This is a genomic window from Caulobacter sp. 73W (assembly GCF_041021955.1).
In the GTDB taxonomy this organism is placed as follows: domain Bacteria; phylum Pseudomonadota; class Alphaproteobacteria; order Caulobacterales; family Caulobacteraceae; genus Caulobacter.
Window position 1 is genome coordinate 889,943 of record NZ_CP158375.1, and the last position, 18,030, is coordinate 907,972.

Below are 18,030 nucleotides of genomic sequence, written 5' to 3' on the forward strand. Positions count from 1 at the left end.
AACGGGCGAAATTGGGGGAGTAAATTTTGTCCGAAGCGCTCGATGCCGTTGACGCCAAAATTCTAGACCTGATCCAACACGACGCCGCGCTGTCGGTTGCAGAGATCGCCGAACGGGTCGGCCTGTCGTCCAGCCCCTGCTGGCGCCGCATCAAGCGCCTGGAAGACGCCGGCATCGTCCAGCGCCGGGTGACCATCCTGGATCGTGAACGCCTGGGCCTGAATTTCGAAGTCTACTGCACGATCAAGCTGTCCCTGCCGAGCAAGGACAACCTCGATTCCTTCGACGCCGCCGTCCAGAAGTGGCCGGAAGTGGTGCAGTGCGCCACCGTCACCGGCGCCGCCGACTATGAGCTGCGCATCGTCACCCGCGACATGCACGCCTTCGACGAGTTCATGCGCGAGAAGATCCTGTCGCTGGGCCTGGTCTCGAACATCGAGAGCCGGATCGTCATCCGCCCGGTGAAGAACAGCACCGCCGTGCCGCTGGGCCTCGTCAGCCCTTATGTCAGCCCGCACAGCTGAGGCGATGAAGGCCTACCGCTACCTCACCGGCCCCGATGACTCGGCGTTCTGCCACCGGGTCACCAAGGCGCTGAGCGAGGGCTGGTCCCTGCATGGCGGTCCGACCCTGACCTTCGACACGCTGCAGGGCCGGGTCATCTGCGGGCAGGCGATCACCAAGGACGTCGACGGCGTGGACTATTCGCCGGAGATGAAGCTCTCGGAGCTCTAGCGTTCCTGCGTGCTTCGAGACGCGGGCTCGTCGCCCGCTCCTCAGCATGACGCGCGTGGGTTGCTTCTGAATTCGTCATCCTGAGGAGCGAACCACGGTTCGCGTCTCGAAGGACGCACCGTCCAAGACACGTCGCAAAAACCCAATATCATGGCGGCCTAGCTTAGAAGGGCCCCCACCATGATCGAACTCATCATCGACCAGCGCCGCAAGGATCTCGGGGGCTTCGAGGTCGGGCGCGTGCTGCCCTATGCGCCGCGCCGCATGGTCGGTCCCTTCATCTTCTTCGACCACATGGGCCCGGCGTCGTTCGAGCCCGGCTTTGGCCGCGAGGTGGACGTGCGCCCGCACCCGCACATCGGCCTATCGACCCTGTCCTATCTGTTTGAGGGCGAGATGACCCACCGCGACAGCGTGGGCTCGGAGATCGACATCCGCCCGGGCGAGGTGAACTGGATGACCGCCGGCTCGGGCATCACCCATTCGGAGCGGTTCGAGACCCTGCGCCGCGACGGCGGCAAGATGGACGGTATCCAGACCTGGCTGGCCCTGCCCACCGACAAGGAAGAGATCGACCCGGCCTTCTCGCACCACAACGGCCCTGACGAGCTGCCGTTCTACGAGTTCGGCGGCCTGTCGGCGCGGCTGGTGGCCGGCGAGGCCTTCGGCGCCAAGGCCAAGGTGCCGGTCTATTCCCCCACCTTCTACGTCCACTGGGAGATGGCCGCCGGGACCAAGGCCGGCCTGCCCGCCGAGTATTCCGAGCGGGCCGCCTATGTGGCCAAGGGCCAGGTGGAGATCGCCGGCCAGACCATCCACAGCGGCCAGATGGCGGTGTTCGCGCCGGGCGACACGATCACCTTCCTGGCGCTGGAGCCATCGACCGTGATGCTGCTGGGCGGCGAGCCGCTGGGCCCGCGCTTCATCGAGTGGAACTTCGTCTCGTCGTCCAAGGACCGCATCGAGCAGGCCAAGGCCGACTGGCGCGCCGGGCGCATGAAGCTGCCCGACCTGGACCACGACGAGTTCATCCCCCTGCCCGGCGATCCGCCCCCGCCGGCCAACCCGATGTCTTGATCCAGCGCAAAGCTGCGCCGCAGAAGCCGCTTGCCGACTCCGAACTTGCAAGTCATTCTCAATATCGACTTGAGAAGGAGATGGCGATGGTCCTTCGAGCGGTGGGTGCAGCCGCCCTTGCCCGGCTTATGAAGACGGATCGAGAAGTCGATCTGGACAGCGAATGGCTGCTGTTCGGGCCGACCGATCCGGAGATCGTGGACAAGCCCGAGACGGTCCAGCTGTTGCTGGCGGCGGAGTAACCTCTCGTCATCTGTAGCGAAGCGTACGGTTTTACAGACCCCGCTCGCCCCGGCGAAGGCCGGGGCCCAGGTGGAACCCTGCTGAGGCTCTCGATGAATCTGGATCCCGGCCTTCGCCGGGATGAGCGGCTGAAGGAGCGAGCCGTCCCCCTCCCCCGCAAGCGGGGCAGGAGAAGAGGTTCTACCTCGCGATCAGCGCCTTGTGCGCGGCGTTCCAGTACTGGACGCCGGTGATGATGGTGACGATCGTCGCCAGCCACAGCAGGCTGTGCGCGGTCAGGGTCACGGGATTGAGAATCTCCGGCTCCGACGACAGGTTGAAGCCGGGCCAGGCCATGACCAGCATCTCGGCGGCCAGGGCGGCTATCTGCAGGGTGGTCTTCCACTTGGCCAGCATGGTCACCGGCAGCTTCACGCCCTTGCCGGCGGAGATTTCGCGCAGGGCGCTGACCGTGAACTCGCGGAACAGGATCAGGCCGATCGGCAGCACGATCATCGGCTGACCGCCCAGGCCCAGCAGGCCAAGCGCCGCGCCGCAGACCAGCACCTTGTCGGCGATGGGGTCCAGGATCGCGCCCCAGACGCTCTCGGCGTCCAGCTTGCGCGCCAGCCAGCCGTCGAAGAAGTCCGTCACCCCCGCCACCACGAAGGCGTACAGCGACCACCGCAGCAGGGCGAACTGCATGTCCGGCGTCAGCTGATCGGAAAGGCCGGGCACGCCCCCCGCCGCCGCGGTCAGGGCCGCGAACATGAACAGGCAAAGGACCAGGCGAAGGCCGGTGAGGATGTTGGGCAGCGACTTCATGAGGACTCCTTAGCGCGTAACGCATGACAACTGAAAGCGGCGCCCCGCATCCAGTAGTTACTGACCACCCCGTCGAACGCTGCTAAGGGGGCATCCTTCCAGGGGAAGCTGACCATGACCAAGAAGAGCCGAGCGGCGTTCAAGCTCGACATCAATCTCGCCGGCGCGGATGCGGGCTTCTGCGGCGCCGTGGGCGTCGCCGCTCTGATCGGCGTCATGCTGTTCGGCTACATGTTCGGCTTCGACCTGCCGCTGGCCAGCGCCTCGTTCTGGACCATGCCCAAGAGCGACATGGTCGCCATGACCGGCGGCTACGAGGCCTTCATCCGCGAGCCTTGGGGTTTCCCCATCACGATGGTGTCGAACCTGACGCCGGAGCCGACGCCCATCGTCTTCACCGACAGCATCCCTTGGCTGTCGGTGCTGCTGAAGGCCTTGGGCCTGGGCGGCGTTTTCAACACGCTGGGCCTGTTTCTGCTGATCTCCTATCCGCTGCAGGCGATCGCCATGGGCGCGCTGATGCGGGCGCTGGGCGTCACCAGGCCGCTGCCGGTGCTGGCCGCCTGCCTGCTGGCCCTGATGTTCCCGGCCTGGATCATCCGCCAGTTCGGCCACATCGCCCTGTGCGGCCACTGGATCTTGCTGTTCTCGCTGGCCCTGTCGGTGAGCATGACGCGCAACGGCCTGCAGCGCCGCCACACCATCGGCTTCGTGGCGATCGGCGTGCTGGCGACCGGCATCCACGCCTATCACCTGGTTCCCGTCGCCGTCTGCCTGGGCGCAGGCCTGCTGTCGGTGCTGCTGCAGGACGGTCCGGGCAGTCTGCCCCGCGTGCTGATCAGCGGCGCGTCGGTGTCGGCCGGCATCGTGATCTCGGCCCTGCTGCTGGGCTATCGCGAGGGTGCGGGCGCCACCGGCGGGGCTGACGCCCTGGGCTTCTATTCGATGAACCTTATCGGCCCCTTCTGGCCGCAGGCCTCGAACCTGTGGGGCCAGAACTGGACGGGCGCCTGGTTCCTGGGTTCGCTCGACCCCAATGGCGGGCAGGTATTCGAAGGCTTCCAGTATCTGGGAGCCGGCGCCCTGCTGCTGATCGTGCCGGCCGCGATCATGTTCCTGCGCGCCGACCTGCCCACCCGGGCGATCCTGAAGCGCTGGGGCCCGTTGGCCCTCGCCATGGCGCTGATGACGATCTGGGCCATCGGCTGGAACGCGTATTTTGGTTCGCTGAAGGCCTACACCATCCCTAAGCCCAGCGGATCGATGGCCGACATTCTGGGCGGGTTCCGCGCGCACGGCCGCTTCTTCTGGGTGTTCGGTTACCTGCTGATCGCCCTGAGCGTGGCCTGGGCCGCTCGCCTGCCCCGTTACGTCGCCGTGGTGCTTTTAGTGTCCGCCGTTGGGCTGCAAGCCTACGACACCGTCCAGATGCGCCTGGGCGTGCGCGAGAACTTCGAGGAACCGGGCGACAAGCTCTATCCGGTCGGACTGGACACCGACCCGGCTGTGCGCGGTCGCCCGTGGGTGTTCACGCCCTCCTACTTCTGCAGCCCGTCGGGCCAGGACCAGCAGGTCATCACCCAGATGAACCTGATGATCGTGCGCACGGGCGGCACGTCCAACACCTACGCCACGGCGCGCAGCCGCGATGCCGCCTGCGACGCCCTGCCGGCCGGCTACGCCAAGGACGCCGCGCCGGGGGATCGCCGCATCATGGTGATCACCAGCAACGACCAGTTCGAAGGCGGCGCGCTGCAACTGATCGCCGCGCGCGGCGACTGCTACCGCTTCAAGCGCGGCGCGATCTGCGGTCGCGACCTAGGCGGCGTCCCTGGCCTGACCAAGGTCCGGGCGGGTGAATTTTCGTCGGAGTCACGGCAGATCGTTTCTGTCGCCCGCATGGACCAGGGTTTCAAGCCGGCCAATCTGGCGTCGGGCTGGAGCGCAGCCGAACCGGGCGCGAAAGGCATCTGGTCCATCGGACCCAAGGCCGAGATCTCGGTGAGCGCGCCTGAGACCCTGCAAGCGGGCCGGGCGGTGGTGGTCGAGATGACCATGATCGGCTTCTCCGATGCGCCGATCCGCCCGCAGGCGGTCGGCGTCTCGGTCGCCGGCCGCAAGATCGCCGATCTGACGGTGGACGCAGGCCTCTTCACGGCGCATCGCGTCGAGATCCCAGCGGATCTGGTCAAGCCGGGCCAGCCGGTCGTGCTGACCCTCGACATGCCCGACGCGCGGGCGTCCGCGGCCGATCCCCGGGTGCTGGGCGTCGCCATGCAGCAAATCCGGGTGCTGAACTAAGTTGAGTTGCGCCGCCGGCCCCAGCCGGCGGCGGCTTCACGCCGCCGCGCGCGCGGCGGGGAACACCCAGTAGCGGCTGAGCACGAACAGCACGACGGTGTAGACGCACATGCCTGACAGCTGGGCGGCGATCTCCGCCAGGGGGCCGTCCGGCAGGACCGCGTGGGCCAGGAACAGCACGCCCTGGTTCAGGGCGAAACTGAACGCCACCGAGGCCAGATAGCGCGGCCCGGCCTCGCGCACCGAGCGGCCCTTGCCGAACACATAGCGGCGCTTGAGCACGAAGCTGACCATAACGCCCACTGCGTAGCCGCCGGCGTTGGCCAGGTACGGGTTCACACCGAAGCCCTGCTCCAGGCCGATGATGATGCTGAAACCGACGAGCGTGTTGACCACCCCCACCAGCCCGTAGCGGAAGGCGTCACGCACGAAATTCCGGAAGCTCACGAGCGGTGGTCTTTACGGGCCGCCGCCGCGATGGACATGCCGAAGGGCAGGCCTGCGTGCGCCACCATCGGCGCCTCCAGGGCGAAGATCGACTGCAAAAGCCGGTTGAGGGGCTTGGAAGGCATGGCGTCGTCCGGACTGTCGTCGCCCCGCCAGCGCTTGACCTGGCGCTGTGCGACCGCGGCGGGAAAGAGGAGCGTGTTGAAATAGGTCGCTCTCTCGATCGTCAAGCCCGCGCCTTCGATCAGGGCCCGATATTCCGGCAGGACATAACGCCGCTTGTGGTGATGCAGCTCGTCGTGTCGGCTCCACAGCCACTGATAGGCGGGCACCGTGGTCAGCACCCAGCCACCAGGCTTGGCCAGCGCCGCCAAGGCGCGCAGGGCGCCCTTGTCGTCGTCCACATGCTCGACCACGTCGAAGGCGCAGACGAGGTCGAAGGTCTCGGGCGCGAACGGCAGGCCGTCCGGCAGCAGCCCGTCGTGCAGCGGCACGCCCGTGCGTTCAGCCGCGCAGGCCCGGCTCTCTTCGTCAGGCTCCACTGCCTGGACGTCGCCGAACTGCTTCAGAAGAGGGATATTGCCGCCGGCCCCGGCGCCGACCTCGAGAATGCGGGCGTCCGCTGGCAGACCGAGGGTCTGGATCAGGCGGCCCAGAATCCGCCGTCGCGCCACGAACCACCAATGTTCGCCATCAAGATCACGGAGGTGGTCGTAGACAGCGCGTTCCATATCAGTCGAACCCGTATCGCCCGGCTACGATGTAGAGCGGACGCCCTTTCACTTCCTGATAGATGCGGGCGACGTACTCCCCGAGCGTGCCGATCGCGAGCATCTGAAAGCCGAAGCTGAGCAAAAGGATCACGACGATCGACGGATAGCCGGGAACATCGGCGCCGAACAGCAGAGTGCGGCCGATGATGGTGGCCGCGAATATGAAGGCCAGAACCGCTGCGGCGAAGCCCACATAGCTCCAGATGCGGATCGGCACGCTGCTGAACGAGGTCAAGCCGTCGAGGGCGAAGTTCCACAGCGTCCAGTAGCGCCAGTTGCTGGACCCCGCCGCCCGTTCCGGACGCACATAGTCCACGCCCACCTGCTTGAAGCCGACCCAGGCGAACAGGCCCTTCATGAAGCGGTTGCGCTCCGGCAGCTGCTTCAGGACCTCGACCACCCGGCGGTCCATCAGACGGAAATCGCCGGCGTTGTAGGGCAGCGGCACGTCGGAGATGCGGTTGAAGAAGCGGTAGAAGCCCTGAGCGCTCATCCGCTTGGCGGCGCTGTCGGCGCTGCGGTCCACGCGGACGCCATAGGCGACGTCGGCGCCCTTCTCCCACTCGGCCACGAAGTCGGCGATCAGCTCGGGCGGGTCCTGCAGGTCCACGTCGATGGGCACGACCATGTCGCCGGTGGCGGCGTCGAGCCCGGCGGAGAGGGCCGTCTCCTTGCCGAAGTTGCGGGACAGGTCGATGACCTTGATGCGGGCGTCGCGCTGCTGGGCGGCGAGCAGGACGGCCAGGGTGGCGTCGCGGCTGCCGTCGTTGATGCAGATGATCTCGTACCCGACGCCGATGGCCGTCAGCACAGGGTCCATGCGGGCGAAGAACAGCTCCAGCACTTCCTGCTCATTGTAGCAGGGCGCGATGATGGATAGGCGCTTGCCGGCTCGGGAGCGTATCTGGGCGGGTACAGAGATCATGACCAGCCCTGCGTAACGGGCGCCGCGCCTTGTGGAAAGCCCGGATGAATACGCGAAGCGATCACAGCCAAGGGTTGCGCGAATTACACTTCGCACGGCAACATCTGCCCATAGCGTCCAGGAGCTTCGCATGCGGTTGTCCAAGTTCGCTCTTCCCTTGGCTTTCAGCCTCGCTCTCGTCGGCGCGGCCGCCGCCCGGGAGCCGGTCAACGAGATCGAGGGCGTGACCGTCACGCCCGACAAGCCGCTGACCCCGCGTGAACGGGTGACCACTTTCAGTGAGAAGGTTCCCGGCGGCCAATTCCCCGTCTGGGTGCGGCCCATATGCCCGCTGACGCTCGGCCTCGGCATCGACAAAACGACCTACGTCTCAGCCCGCATCCGTCAGTTGGCGGAGCAGACGGGGCTGAAGTACGGCGGCGAGGGCTGCCGCGTGAACGTCATCGTCCTATTCTCCAACGAACCGGAGGTGCTGCTGACGAAGCTGCGCAAGAAGCGCATCAACCTGTACGGCTCCACCCATCGCAGCAAGGTCAACCATTTCATCGAGCAGGACAGAGCGGTCAGGCTGATAACGCTCACCTCCGAGGCGCCGGCCCGAGGCGCGTCCGCAAGCGCCATGATGGCGGATGTGGGCGGCGGAGCGCCCGAGTTCAGCACCCCGAACCGCTCCCGCATGAAGCCCATGACCTTCAACACCATGGATCGAATGATCCTGGTGGTGGACGCGCGTTTCGCGGAAGGCCTGAAGATCAAGACCCTAGGCAGTTACATCGCCATGTCCGCCCTGACCCGACCCAATCAACATATGGATCAGACCGGGCGCGACACCATCATGTCCATCTTCAACAGCGAAGGGCGGACCAACGCCCCGATCGAGGATCTAACCGCCTGGGACGAGGCCTATCTGAAGGCGCTCTACACGGTCGATCCGGGCCAGCACCTGCCCGCCCAGATCGGCGGCCTGGTGCGTGAAATCGACAAGCAACTGAATCCCAAGTCCCCGGCTCCGAAGCGGCAGCCCGCCTGACCGAGGTTACACCGCTTTAACACGCCCCACGGATCACCGTTCGCTATAATCATAACGGCGATCGCGCTGCATGCTCGAGCTTGCGCGTAACCGATCGCCCGCTTGCGCGAAGAGGAGGCGGCAACACCGGGGGGTCTGGATGATCAAGCTGCTTCGCCTCGCCGTCTTCGGCGCGGCCATTTCCTTCGCCGCGCCGGCCATGGCCTATGACGCCGCGCCATGGATCGAAGACCTGCGGCAGGTGAAATCGATCCTGACCAGCAACCGCTACGCCAATCTGGAATGGCTGACCGGCGAGCGGGAGGCGAACCTCGACGCCGTGTTCGAACGCGGCGAGCAACAGCTGACCGCCGCGACCAGCGAGGCGGAAGCCAAGGTTCATTTCGAACGCACCTTAGCGAACCTGGGCGACGGCCATCTGGAGGTGAAGTGGAGCGCCAATCGGACGGCGCTGCACGCTGGAGACTCCGGCCGCCCCTGTGGCGACATGAGGAAGATGACGCCGGCTCAGCCCGTCGCCGCCCAGATTGCGGGCTGGCGGCCGGTGGACGGCCCGGCGGCCGCCGACTTCCCGGCCGGGATCGTCGAGTCAGGCGGGAAGAAGATCGGCGTGGTGAAGATCAGCCTGTTCATGGCCGACCCAACCGTTTGCGAGGCCGCGGCGGCGAAGCTGAACCTGCCCTTGGACAAGCCGTGTGATCAGGCCTGCGGAGACGCCGTTGACCGCGCGACCTATCAGCTGCTGACCGACCGTTTCGGGGGCCGCCTGCGCGACCTGAAGGCGGCCGGCGCCGAGGTGCTGATGATCGACATCGCCAGCAACGGCGGGGGCCGCGAATGGGCCGAGGTCGTGGCCCGCATGGTCACCGCCAAGCCCGTAAAGGGCGCCCGCGTCGGTCTGGTGCGGGCGGAGACCACCGCCCAGGCGCTGGAGGAGCGCGCCGCTGACCTGGAAGGCTATGCCCGCAAGGCCAAGGGCGGCGACAAGACGCTGCTGTCGAAGGCGGCCGACGACCTGCGGACGGCGGCGGCCGAAGCGCGGCGTCCTTGCGACTCCGCTCCGTTCCTGAAGCGCGAAGCCTCGGCCTGCGCCTGGCTGGTCGAGAGTGGCTACTCCACCGGCTTGATGGATCAGCTCGATCCGGCTCTGGCGGACCGTCCCTGGGCGGGAGACATCTACAGCCCGGCCAAGATGAAGCACGAGACGGGCCTGTGGTCGGGACCGCTGATCGTCCTCGTCGACGCCGGCTCGGCTTCGGCGTCCGAGGAACTGGCCGCCGAACTGCAGGACGCGCGCGCGGCGGTGATCCTGGGCGCGCCCACCTTCGGCGCCGGTTGCGGCCACTCGACTTCGGCCGGACCCATTACGTTGAAGAACAGCGGCGGCTTCCTGTCCCTGCCCGACTGCGCCCGCCTGCGCGCCGACGGCTCCAACGAGATCATGGGCGTGGAGCCCGACATCCTGATCGGCTTCCGCCGCGGCGACAGCGCGGGACGTAGGGCGCAACGGCTGTCGGCGAAGCTGCCAGAGGCGGTGGCGGCGTCGCTGAAATCTCCTCCCCTGTAGCAAAGCGGGAGGGGACGCTCTGTCCACTCCTAGAACAAGCCGCTCACCCCGGCGAAGGCCGGGGCCCAGGTGAAACCCTGCTGACACTCTGGATGAATCCGGATCCCGGCCTTCGCCGGGATGAGCGGTTGGAAGTTTGAATCTGTCCCTCCCCCGCTTCGCAGGTGAGGAGAAGCTTCACCCCTTCCGGAAGAACCCGTGGATGCGTTCGGCCAGGGCCTGGTTGACGCCGTCGACCTTCATCAGGTCCTCGATGGTGGCGCGACTGACGCCGCGGGCGGAGCCGAAGGCGTGCAGCAGGGCCTTCTTGCGGCCGGGGCCGACGCCCTCGATCTCGTCGAGGGGGTTCTTCTTGATGTCCATGGCGCGGCGGGCGCGGTGGGTGCCGATGGCGAACCGGTGCGCCTCGTCCCGCAGACGTTGCAGATAGTAGAGCACGGGCGACTTCGGCTCGAGCATGAAGGGGTCGCGGCCAGGAATGAAGAACCGCTCCAGTCCGGCGTCGCGGTCCGGCCCCTTGGCCACGCCCACCACCGGGATGTCGTCGACGCCCAGGTCGGCCATGACCTCCAGCACCGCGTCCAGTTGCCCCTTGCCGCCGTCGATGAGGACTAGGTCGGGGCGGACGGCGTCCGCGCCCTCCTCCTCTTCCTTGACCAGGCGCGAGAAGCGGCGGCGCAGGACCTCCTTCATCATGCCGTAGTCGTCGCCGGGGGTGAGCTCGGTCCCCTTGATGTTGAACTTGCGGTACTGGCTCTTCTGGAAACCTTCGGGCCCGGCCACGATCATGCCGCCGACGGCGTTCGTGCCCTGGATGTGGCTGTTGTCGTAGACCTCGATCCGCTCCGGTTGGCCGTCGAGCTGGAACGCCTCGCAGACCCCGGCCAGCAGCTTCGACTGGGCCGAGCTTTCCGCCATCTTGCGGCCCAGGGCCTCGCGCGCGTTGGTCAGGGCGTGGCCGACCAGATCACGTTTCTCGCCGCGCTTGGGGGTGCTGATCTCGACCTTGTGGCCGCTCTTGATGCAGAACGCCTCGGCCAACAGGGCGCATTCGTGCGGATCGACATTGGTCAGCATCAGGCGCGGGATGGGCTGGTTCTCATAGAACTGGCCCATGAAGGCGCCGAGGATCAGGGCCTCCTCCGAGACCCCCTCCTCCTCCGCCGCGGTCGAGACGCGGGGGAAGTAGGCCTTGTTCCCCCAATTCTGGCCAGCGCGGAAGAAGAACACCTGCACACAGGCCTGCCCCCCCTCCACGTGCAGGGCGAAGACGTCCGCCTCGTCCACGGTCTCGGGATTGATCTGGCTTTCCTGGGCCACCGCGGCCAGGGCGCGGATGCGGTCGCGCAGGCGGGCGGCGCGCTCGAACTCCAGGTCGTCGGAGGCGGCCTGCATCTCGGCCGACATGCGGCCCATGACCGCCCGGCTCTTGCCGCGCAGGAAGGCCTCGGCCTCGTCCACCAGCAGGTTGTAGTCGGCCTTGGAGATCAGGTCGGTGCAGGGCGCCGAGCAGCGACGGATCTGATGCAGCATGCAGGGCCGCGTGCGGCTCTCGTAAACGCTGTCCGAGCATGACCGCAGCAGGAACGCCTTCTGCAGGGTGTTCAGGGTGCGGTTCACCGCCCAGGCGCTGGCGAAGGGGCCGAAATAGTCGCCCTTGATCGTGTGCGCCCCGCGATGCTTGCGCAGCTGCGGCGCAGCGTGGTCGCGGCGGATGACGATCTCGGGAAAGCTCTTGTCGTCGCGCAGCAGGACGTTGAAGCGCGGCTTCAGCTGCTTGATCAGGTTGATCTCGAGCAGCAGGGCGTCGGCTTCCGTCCGGGTGGTGACGAACTCCATCGACCGCGTGGCGTCGACCATGTGGGCGATGCGGTTGGTGTGGAAGCGTCCCTGGGCGTACTGGATCACCCGCTTCTTCAGGCTCTTGGCCTTGCCGACGTAGAGAACCTCCTCGTCCTCGCCGATCATGCGATAGACGCCCGGCCCGTCGGGCAGGCGCTTCACCTCGTCCTTGATCAGGGCGGCGCCGGTCAGTCGTGTGGAGTCAGTGTCGATCACGGGGCAGATATAGGGCGGTTCGGGGCTTGTGACAGCCGCCCCAAATGAATCCCCTCCCCCTCGATGGGCGAGCGGCAGGGGTGGGGGTGACTGCTGAATATCCGCGACCAAGACGTTCGCCGCCGCTTCACTCATCCGCGACCCTTCCCCCATCAAGGGGGAAGGGGGTAGATGATGCGATGACCCTGCGCCCGCTTTTCGTCACCCACCTCTACGAGGCCTCGCTCGCCAACGAGAAAGGCTTCGACGCCTTCAACGAGGAGCTGGAGGATACCTGCCGCATGATCGCGGACGAGGACCGGGCCGGCCGTGCTTGGACCAAGCAGAAGGGCTATCCAGGCTACACGTCCTACGCCTCGCTGGACGACCTGCCGATGCGGGCCAGCGTGTTCGAGCAGTTGAAGAAGAAGCTCGACAAGCACGCCGCCGCCTTCGCCCGCGACCTGATGCTGGACCTGGACGGCAAGAAGCTGCGGCTCGACAGCCTGTGGATCAACATCCTCAAGCCGGGCGGCGGCCACAGCGGTCATATCCATCTGCACAGCGTACTGTCGGGGACGATCTATGTGTCAATCCCGCCCGGCGCCTCGGCCCTGAAGCTGGAGGACCCGCGTCTGGCGATGATGATGGCCGCGCCCCTGCGCGAGGCCGACGCGCCGGAAGAGCGGCAGCCCTTCGTCTATGTCCAGCCGGAGCCGGGCACGATCCTGATGTGGGAAAGCTGGCTGCGCCATGAGGTCCCGGCCAACGCCGCCAAGACCGAGCGTATCAGCGTCAGTTTCAACTACGGTTGGCGATAACCCCCAAAAGGGGGGAGGCCCTACGCCAGGAATCCGCTAACGGAGTTCTCTCTGAGAATGGGGACTCACCATGGCGACGATTACGGGAACCGCTGGCAACGACGAACTGGCGGCCAACACGCCCACCGGCAATGTTTATGAGGGCTTGGCCGGCGACGACTACATGCGCGGCTCGGACGGCAAGGACACCTACAACGGAGGCGACGGCTTCGACCGAGTCAGCTTCGGCGAGCCTCACGCCAAGCAGGGCGTCATCGCCGACCTGCGCACCCAGACGGTGACCAATGACGGCTTCGGCAACGCCGAGACCATGAGCTCGATCGAGGCTCTGGGCGGCGGCACCTTCTTCGCCGACCTCTACGAGGGCGATGACAACATCAATCTGTTCCTGGTCGGCCTGGGAGACACCGCGCGTGGTCGCGGCGGCGACGACCGCTTTCAGATCGACGACGCCTCCGCACTTGTCGATGGCGGGGATGGGATCGACAGCATCACCCTGTTCACCCTGCGACGGTGGGTGAAGGCGGCGGACGGGACCGTCACCTATGTGACCGGCGGCACGAAGGGGGTGATCGTCAGCCTGGCCACGGGGTTCATCGTCGATGACGGCTTTGGCAACACCGGCCGCATCGCCAACATCGAAAACCTCGGCGGCAGCAACCGGAACGACGAGCTGATCGGTGACGCCAAGAACAACGTCCTCAGCGGCTATGACGGCGATGACTATTTCCGCGGCGGAGCCGGCAAGGACAGCTTCGACGGCGGCGCCGGATTCGACCGCATCAGCTTTGCCGAGGCCGACGCGACGCAAGGCGTGATCGCGGACCTGCGCACCCAGGCCATCACCAACGACGGCTTCGGCAACGCCGAAACCATGACCTCCATCGAGGGATTGGGCGGCGGCACCCGCTTCGCCGACCTTTATGAAGGTGACGACAACGCCAACTTCCTGGTCGTCGGCCTGGGCGACACCGCCCGCGGCCGCGGGGGCGATGACACCTTCCAGATCGACGACGCCCCTACGTTGATCGACGGGGGCGACGGGATCGACACCATCACCGCCTTCAGCCTGACGCGCTGGGTGGAGAAGAGCGGCGGCGTCGTTCGCGAGACTTTGACGACGCCGGGCGCGTGGGGCGGCGTCAACATTGATCTGGGTCGCCGCGGCTACATCTACGATTCCTGGGGCAATAGCGGCAAAGTCGCCAATATCGAGAACGTCGTCGGGACGAAGTTCAAGGACGTCATCTTCGGCAGCAACGGCGCCAACACCCTGGTCGGCGGCGACGGCGACGACATGCTGATCAGTATGGGCGGCGACGACATCATTGAAAGCGGCCTGGGCAAGGATGTTGTCTGGAGCGGAGGCGACGACGGCCTGGGCGAAGTGGCGGTCTCTGGTAGCGACACCCTGCGCGGCACGGCGGCGGAGCTGAACGGAGACACCTTCATCCTCGACGCCGGCGACAAGGTCGAGGTGGCCGGGGCGACCATAACCAGCGCCACCCTGGCCAATCAGACGCTCACCATCAACACATCGGCCGGCGCGGTGGTGCTCAGCACCGGCGGGGCGGTTCGCAGCGGCACGGTGACCATTTCAGGCTCGACCGTGACGGTTACGGCGGTGTCCAATAGCTGGACGCCCACCGCCGCGGAACTGGATGCAGGGTTCGGCAAGGTCGTGGGGGTCTCGCCAACCTCGGCCAAGGCGACCTCGCCGACAGTGACCCTCGCCGATGGGCGGGTGGTGGAGAACACCCTCCACGCCGACGCCCAACAGCTGACGACGCTCAAGAACCAGTACGCCGCGGGCAACATCAGCAGCGCGGAGCTGTCCCAGAAGGTGGCGGCGATGGCCTCCGACACCACCGCCGTAGCCGTGCAGGCCTACCAGTTCTTCACCGGCGCGACGCCGAAGGAGGCGGGCATCGCCTACCTGGTGGACAGCACCGAGAACACCAACGACCTGACAGACCCCTATTACGCCACCTTCAACGAAGCGAACCGGTACATCAACTTCGCGGTGAACCTGGGCAAGCTGGGCGAGGGCAAGGACGCGTTCGCCGCCGCCTATGGCGCGCTGTCGTTCGAGGCGGCGATCCGCAAGGCTTATGACGTCGTCATCGGGACCAGCGTGGCGACCGCCAACGGCGTCAATATCGATGCGGCGGTCGCCTATGTGGCCGGCCGACAATCCTACTTCGCCGCCTATGGCGTAGACGACATCGGAACAAAGGCCGCCATGGTCGGCTACCTGATGCAGGCCGGACTGGAGGCGAAGTTCGGCCACTACGCCAAGGCGACGACGGCGTTCCTGATCGACGCCATGGACGGGACGGCGAGCTACAACGTGCCGCTGGTCGGCGTGTACGGCCTAGGCTCCATGAGCGGCGCCGGTTGAGCCTGCGCCGCCTGGCGATGCAAAGCCCAGGCGGCCACGCCCAACCACAGGATGCCGAGGAAGGCGTGGGCCCGCTGCCACAGGCCCACGTCTGATCCCGTACGCACGTTCCACACGCCGATCAGCAAGGCGAGAACCAGCAGCAGGCCGAAGAACCAGACCAGCGACAGGGCTGTCAGCAGGCCATAGCCCGGCCGCCGCCACAAAGCCCAGGCTGCGAACAGCGGCGCGAACTGGATGGCCAGCCCGACGCCGCAGGCCCGGTGCATCGGATCGGGCCAGTGGAACAGTCCGCCGAACACCGCGCCCAGGCCGGTGAGCGCCACCCACAGGCCGGCGAAGGCCGAGACGATCCGCCGTCCGCCGGCGACTTCCAGCGCATGGGCGAAGCCGCCGCCGGCGAACATGCCCGCCACGCCGCCGATCAGCATGCCGATGTTGAACACCACGGGGTACGGGGCCTTGGGGCCGCCCAACTCGCTGATGAACTGCGAGCCGGCGTCGAAACCGGGGAACAGCGCCTGGGCGATCAGCACGTCGGCCACCAGCACGCCGGGCGCGAACATCCCGATCTTGAGAAGCTGGTTGGTGGTCAGCACGCGCGGGTCCTCTGAAGCGTAGGGGCACCCTTCTCGAAAGGCCGACCGCCGGTCAATGGGGCGAGACGCCGCCGGCCGTTATCCACAGCCGCAATCGCCCGCGTTAACCGGACTTTTACGCGATGCCTTAACCGCGATATGCGATTCCACGTCCAGGAGCCAAAGACCATGGACGTTTACGCCGTCGCCGCCGCAGGCATGCAGAACGCTTTCAAGCGCCTTGATTCGAGCGCTCAGCGAGTTGTGCGCTGGGGCACGCCCGAGGGCGAAGACGTCGATCTGGCCGAAGAAACCGTCGAGCAGGTGAAGGCCGAGACCGAACTGGCCGCCAACGCCGCCGTCGTGAAGACCGCCGACAAGATGATGGGCTCGCTGCTGGACATCAAGGTCTAGGGCAGCAACTCCCTTCTCCCTCGATGGGAGAAGGGTCGGGGATTAGGGTGATACGGAGTTGGACGCCGATCCGCTGAACCTCAGCAGTCACCCTCACCCTGCCCCCTCCCATCAAGGGAGAGGGTTCACGCCCTTACTTCCCAAACAGGTTCCCGAAGAAGTCGCCCTCGTTCCACTGGGGACGCTCGTCCATGTCGGCGAGTTCGCGGGCGATCTCGTAGTTCAGCTTGGCGAACTTGGCGCCGGCCGCGTAATCGATGCCCTGGTCCAGGTCGTCGTTCGGCTTGTGATAGCGCTCGGCCAAGAACTTGGTGAAGGCCTCGCGGCCCGGGCCTTCGAAGCCCGTCATCAGGAACACCGACGGCACGCCCTGCTCGACGAAGCGGTAGTGGTCGCTGCGGGTGAACAGGCCTTCTTCCGGCAGCGGGTCGGCCGACAGCTTCACCCCCATGCCTTCGGCCGCGCGGCGCACCGCCGGACCAAGGTTGGAACGCTCCGCGCCGAAGGCCACCACGTCCTGGAAGGGATAGGTCAGGATCGGCATGTCCAGATTGACGTTCGCCGCCACCGAGCCCTTGGGCACGGTCGGGTTGTTGGCGAAGTAGTCGGCGCCGACCAGGCCCTTTTCTTCGGCGGTGACCGCAAGGAAGATCACGGAGCGACGCGGGCGCTCTTCGCTTTCGGTGAAGCCGCGGGCGACCTCCAGCATCGTCGCGACGCCCGAGGCGTTGTCCATGGCGCCGTTGTAGATCTTGTCGCCGTTCTTGTCGGCCTTCTCGGAAATCCCCTCGTGGTCGAGGTGGGCCGACAGGACGATCACCTGGTCCCGCAGGGTCGGGTCCGAGCCCTCGATCACCCCGGCGACGTTGGCGCTCTGAACGGTCTCGATCTTGGAGTCGACGGTCGCCTGCACGCTCAGCGGCAGGGCGAAGGTCGGAGTGCGGCCGTCGGGATCGGCCGCCATGCGCATGATGTCCTCATAGCCATAGGGCGCGCCGAGCAGCAGCTTGCGGGCGCCGGCCAGGCTGAGGGTGGCGATCGGCGGGGCCGAGGCGCCGGGGAACGACACGTCGCCCGTCGCGCCGCGCCAGGTCATGGAACTGCCCTGCCAGGTATTCAGGCCGCGGGCGAAGGGACGGACCTTCTCGCGCATGGGCGTGTAGAGAGTGATGACGCCGACCGCGCCGCGCCTGGCGGCCTCGATGCGCTTGGTCTTGCCGCCGGCGTAGTGGGCGCGCTCTTCGGTCTGGAAGCCGCTGGGCGCGCCGGTCAGGACGACGACCACCTTCCCCTTCACGTCCAGGCCGGCATAGTCGTCGCGGTCGCGTTCCGGCGCGACGATGCCGTAGCCGGCGAAGACCATCGGCACGTTCACCGACACCTTGGCCGACACCGGCTGGGCGCCGGGCAGGTAGTCGGTCCCGAAGACCAGCGGAACGGCCTTGGCCTTCTTCGAGCCGGACTTCAGGGCGACGCGGCCCTTGGCGGCGGAGGCGTAGGACACCAGCGGCGTCTTCTGCAGATAGGAGGCGTAGTCGCCGGCCGGCTTCAGGCCCAGCTCCTCGAACCGCCCAGCCACGTAGGCGGCGGCGATGTCATAGCCGCGCGTGCCAGCCTCGCGCCCCTCCAGCAGGTCGCTGGCCAGGAAGGTCATGTGGGCCTTCATCGCCTCGGCCGAAGGTTCGAAGACCGGAGCCGGGGGTGGCGATAGCGGCGGGAGCGGATCGGAAGGCGGAAGCGGCGCTTCGGCGGTGGTGATCGACACGCAGGCGGACAGGACAAGTGCGGCGCTGCTCAGGGCGGCGGCCTTCAGGAATTTCAGCGCCACGCGGCGACTCCCCAGACAAGAACAAGCCGGCACTAGGCCCGCCGGCCCT

Annotated in this window: 17 protein-coding genes; 10 read left to right on the top strand and 7 right to left on the bottom strand. The window is 66.8% G+C overall.

The window, feature by feature from the left end:
* Positions 1 to 26 precede the first annotated feature (26 nt).
* The 4 genes from ABOZ73_RS04220 (at position 27) to ABOZ73_RS04235 (ending at position 2,054) form a co-directional block, all read left to right on the top strand.
* Entirely contained in the window at positions 27 to 524 is a 498-nt protein-coding gene (locus ABOZ73_RS04220) for an Lrp/AsnC family transcriptional regulator (RefSeq protein WP_277787711.1), read from the top strand.
* 4 nt (positions 525 to 528) lie between these two features.
* Positions 529 to 735, top strand: coding sequence for a DUF1737 domain-containing protein (locus tag ABOZ73_RS04225; RefSeq protein WP_369060991.1), 207 nt, complete (start codon positions 529 to 531; stop codon positions 733 to 735).
* Between the two features lie 180 nt (positions 736 to 915).
* Entirely contained in the window at positions 916 to 1,812 is an 897-nt protein-coding gene (locus ABOZ73_RS04230) for a pirin family protein (protein WP_369060993.1), read from the top strand.
* An 80-nt stretch (positions 1,813 to 1,892) separates the two neighbouring features.
* Positions 1,893 to 2,054 (top strand): hypothetical protein, encoded by a 162-nt coding sequence (locus tag ABOZ73_RS04235; protein ID WP_369060994.1) that lies wholly within the window; start codon positions 1,893 to 1,895, stop codon positions 2,052 to 2,054.
* Between the two features lie 181 nt (positions 2,055 to 2,235).
* On the opposite strand, the gene pgsA is transcribed toward ABOZ73_RS04235, so the two are convergent.
* The gene (gene pgsA / locus ABOZ73_RS04240; protein WP_369060995.1) at positions 2,236 to 2,859 is read right to left on the bottom strand and encodes a CDP-diacylglycerol--glycerol-3-phosphate 3-phosphatidyltransferase; all 624 of its coding nucleotides are present in this window, start codon (positions 2,857 to 2,859) and stop codon (positions 2,236 to 2,238) included.
* 114 nt (positions 2,860 to 2,973) lie between these two features.
* On the opposite strand from pgsA, the gene ABOZ73_RS04245 reads away from it, so the two are divergent.
* Positions 2,974 to 5,160 carry a hypothetical protein gene (locus ABOZ73_RS04245; protein ID WP_369060996.1) on the top strand — a complete coding sequence of 729 codons (2,187 nt, stop codon included), beginning with the start codon at positions 2,974 to 2,976 and terminating at the stop codon, positions 5,158 to 5,160.
* A gap of 36 nt (positions 5,161 to 5,196) precedes the next feature.
* Here the strand turns inward: ABOZ73_RS04245 and ABOZ73_RS04250 are convergent, their stop codons facing one another.
* The 3 genes from ABOZ73_RS04250 to ABOZ73_RS04260 are packed head-to-tail and all read right to left on the bottom strand — an operon-like array spanning position 5,197 to position 7,305.
* Positions 5,197 to 5,607, bottom strand: coding sequence for a GtrA family protein (locus ABOZ73_RS04250; RefSeq protein ID WP_369060997.1), 411 nt, complete (start codon positions 5,605 to 5,607; stop codon positions 5,197 to 5,199).
* Positions 5,604 to 6,338 carry a methyltransferase domain-containing protein gene (locus ABOZ73_RS04255; protein ID WP_369060998.1) on the bottom strand — a complete coding sequence of 245 codons (735 nt, stop codon included), beginning with the start codon at positions 6,336 to 6,338 and terminating at the stop codon, positions 5,604 to 5,606. The genes ABOZ73_RS04250 and ABOZ73_RS04255 overlap by 4 nt, the downstream gene beginning before the upstream one ends.
* A 1-nt stretch (position 6,339) precedes the next feature.
* Complete coding sequence (locus tag ABOZ73_RS04260; RefSeq protein WP_369060999.1) at positions 6,340 to 7,305, bottom strand: glycosyltransferase family 2 protein; 966 nt, start codon at positions 7,303 to 7,305, stop codon at positions 6,340 to 6,342.
* Between the two features lie 130 nt (positions 7,306 to 7,435).
* Between ABOZ73_RS04260 and ABOZ73_RS04265 the strand changes: the two genes are divergently transcribed.
* Together ABOZ73_RS04265 and ABOZ73_RS04270 are read left to right on the top strand one after the other, a co-directional pair.
* The gene (locus ABOZ73_RS04265) at positions 7,436 to 8,335 is read left to right on the top strand and encodes a hypothetical protein (protein WP_369061000.1); all 900 of its coding nucleotides are present in this window, start codon (positions 7,436 to 7,438) and stop codon (positions 8,333 to 8,335) included.
* Between the two features lie 139 nt (positions 8,336 to 8,474).
* Entirely contained in the window at positions 8,475 to 9,902 is a 1,428-nt protein-coding gene (locus tag ABOZ73_RS04270; RefSeq protein WP_369061001.1) for a S41 family peptidase, read from the top strand.
* 177 nt (positions 9,903 to 10,079) lie between these two features.
* Here the strand turns inward: ABOZ73_RS04270 and uvrC are convergent, their stop codons facing one another.
* Complete coding sequence (uvrC, locus tag ABOZ73_RS04275; protein ID WP_369061002.1) at positions 10,080 to 11,960, bottom strand: excinuclease ABC subunit UvrC; 1,881 nt, start codon at positions 11,958 to 11,960, stop codon at positions 10,080 to 10,082.
* A gap of 179 nt (positions 11,961 to 12,139) precedes the next feature.
* Here uvrC and ABOZ73_RS04280 point away from each other — a divergent pair, with 179 nt between their 5' ends.
* Both ABOZ73_RS04280 and ABOZ73_RS04285 read left to right on the top strand, forming a co-directional pair.
* Complete coding sequence (locus ABOZ73_RS04280; protein ID WP_369061003.1) at positions 12,140 to 12,760, top strand: TIGR02466 family protein; 621 nt, start codon at positions 12,140 to 12,142, stop codon at positions 12,758 to 12,760.
* A gap of 70 nt (positions 12,761 to 12,830) precedes the next feature.
* A complete protein-coding gene (locus ABOZ73_RS04285) occupies positions 12,831 to 15,161 on the top strand; it encodes a hypothetical protein (RefSeq protein WP_369061004.1) in 2,331 nt (776 codons plus the stop codon).
* On the opposite strand, the gene ABOZ73_RS04290 is transcribed toward ABOZ73_RS04285, so the two are convergent.
* A complete protein-coding gene (locus tag ABOZ73_RS04290; protein ID WP_369062482.1) occupies positions 15,104 to 15,727 on the bottom strand; it encodes a DUF998 domain-containing protein in 624 nt (207 codons plus the stop codon). The two genes, ABOZ73_RS04285 and ABOZ73_RS04290, sit on opposite strands and share 58 nt — an antisense overlap.
* A gap of 201 nt (positions 15,728 to 15,928) precedes the next feature.
* Here ABOZ73_RS04290 and ABOZ73_RS04295 point away from each other — a divergent pair, with 201 nt between their 5' ends.
* Entirely contained in the window at positions 15,929 to 16,153 is a 225-nt protein-coding gene (locus tag ABOZ73_RS04295; RefSeq protein ID WP_369061005.1) for a flagellar basal body rod C-terminal domain-containing protein, read from the top strand.
* A 133-nt stretch (positions 16,154 to 16,286) separates the two neighbouring features.
* On the opposite strand, the gene ABOZ73_RS04300 is transcribed toward ABOZ73_RS04295, so the two are convergent.
* A complete protein-coding gene (locus tag ABOZ73_RS04300) occupies positions 16,287 to 17,981 on the bottom strand; it encodes a M20/M25/M40 family metallo-hydrolase (protein ID WP_369061006.1) in 1,695 nt (564 codons plus the stop codon).
* Between the last annotated feature and the right edge of the window lie 49 nt (positions 17,982 to 18,030).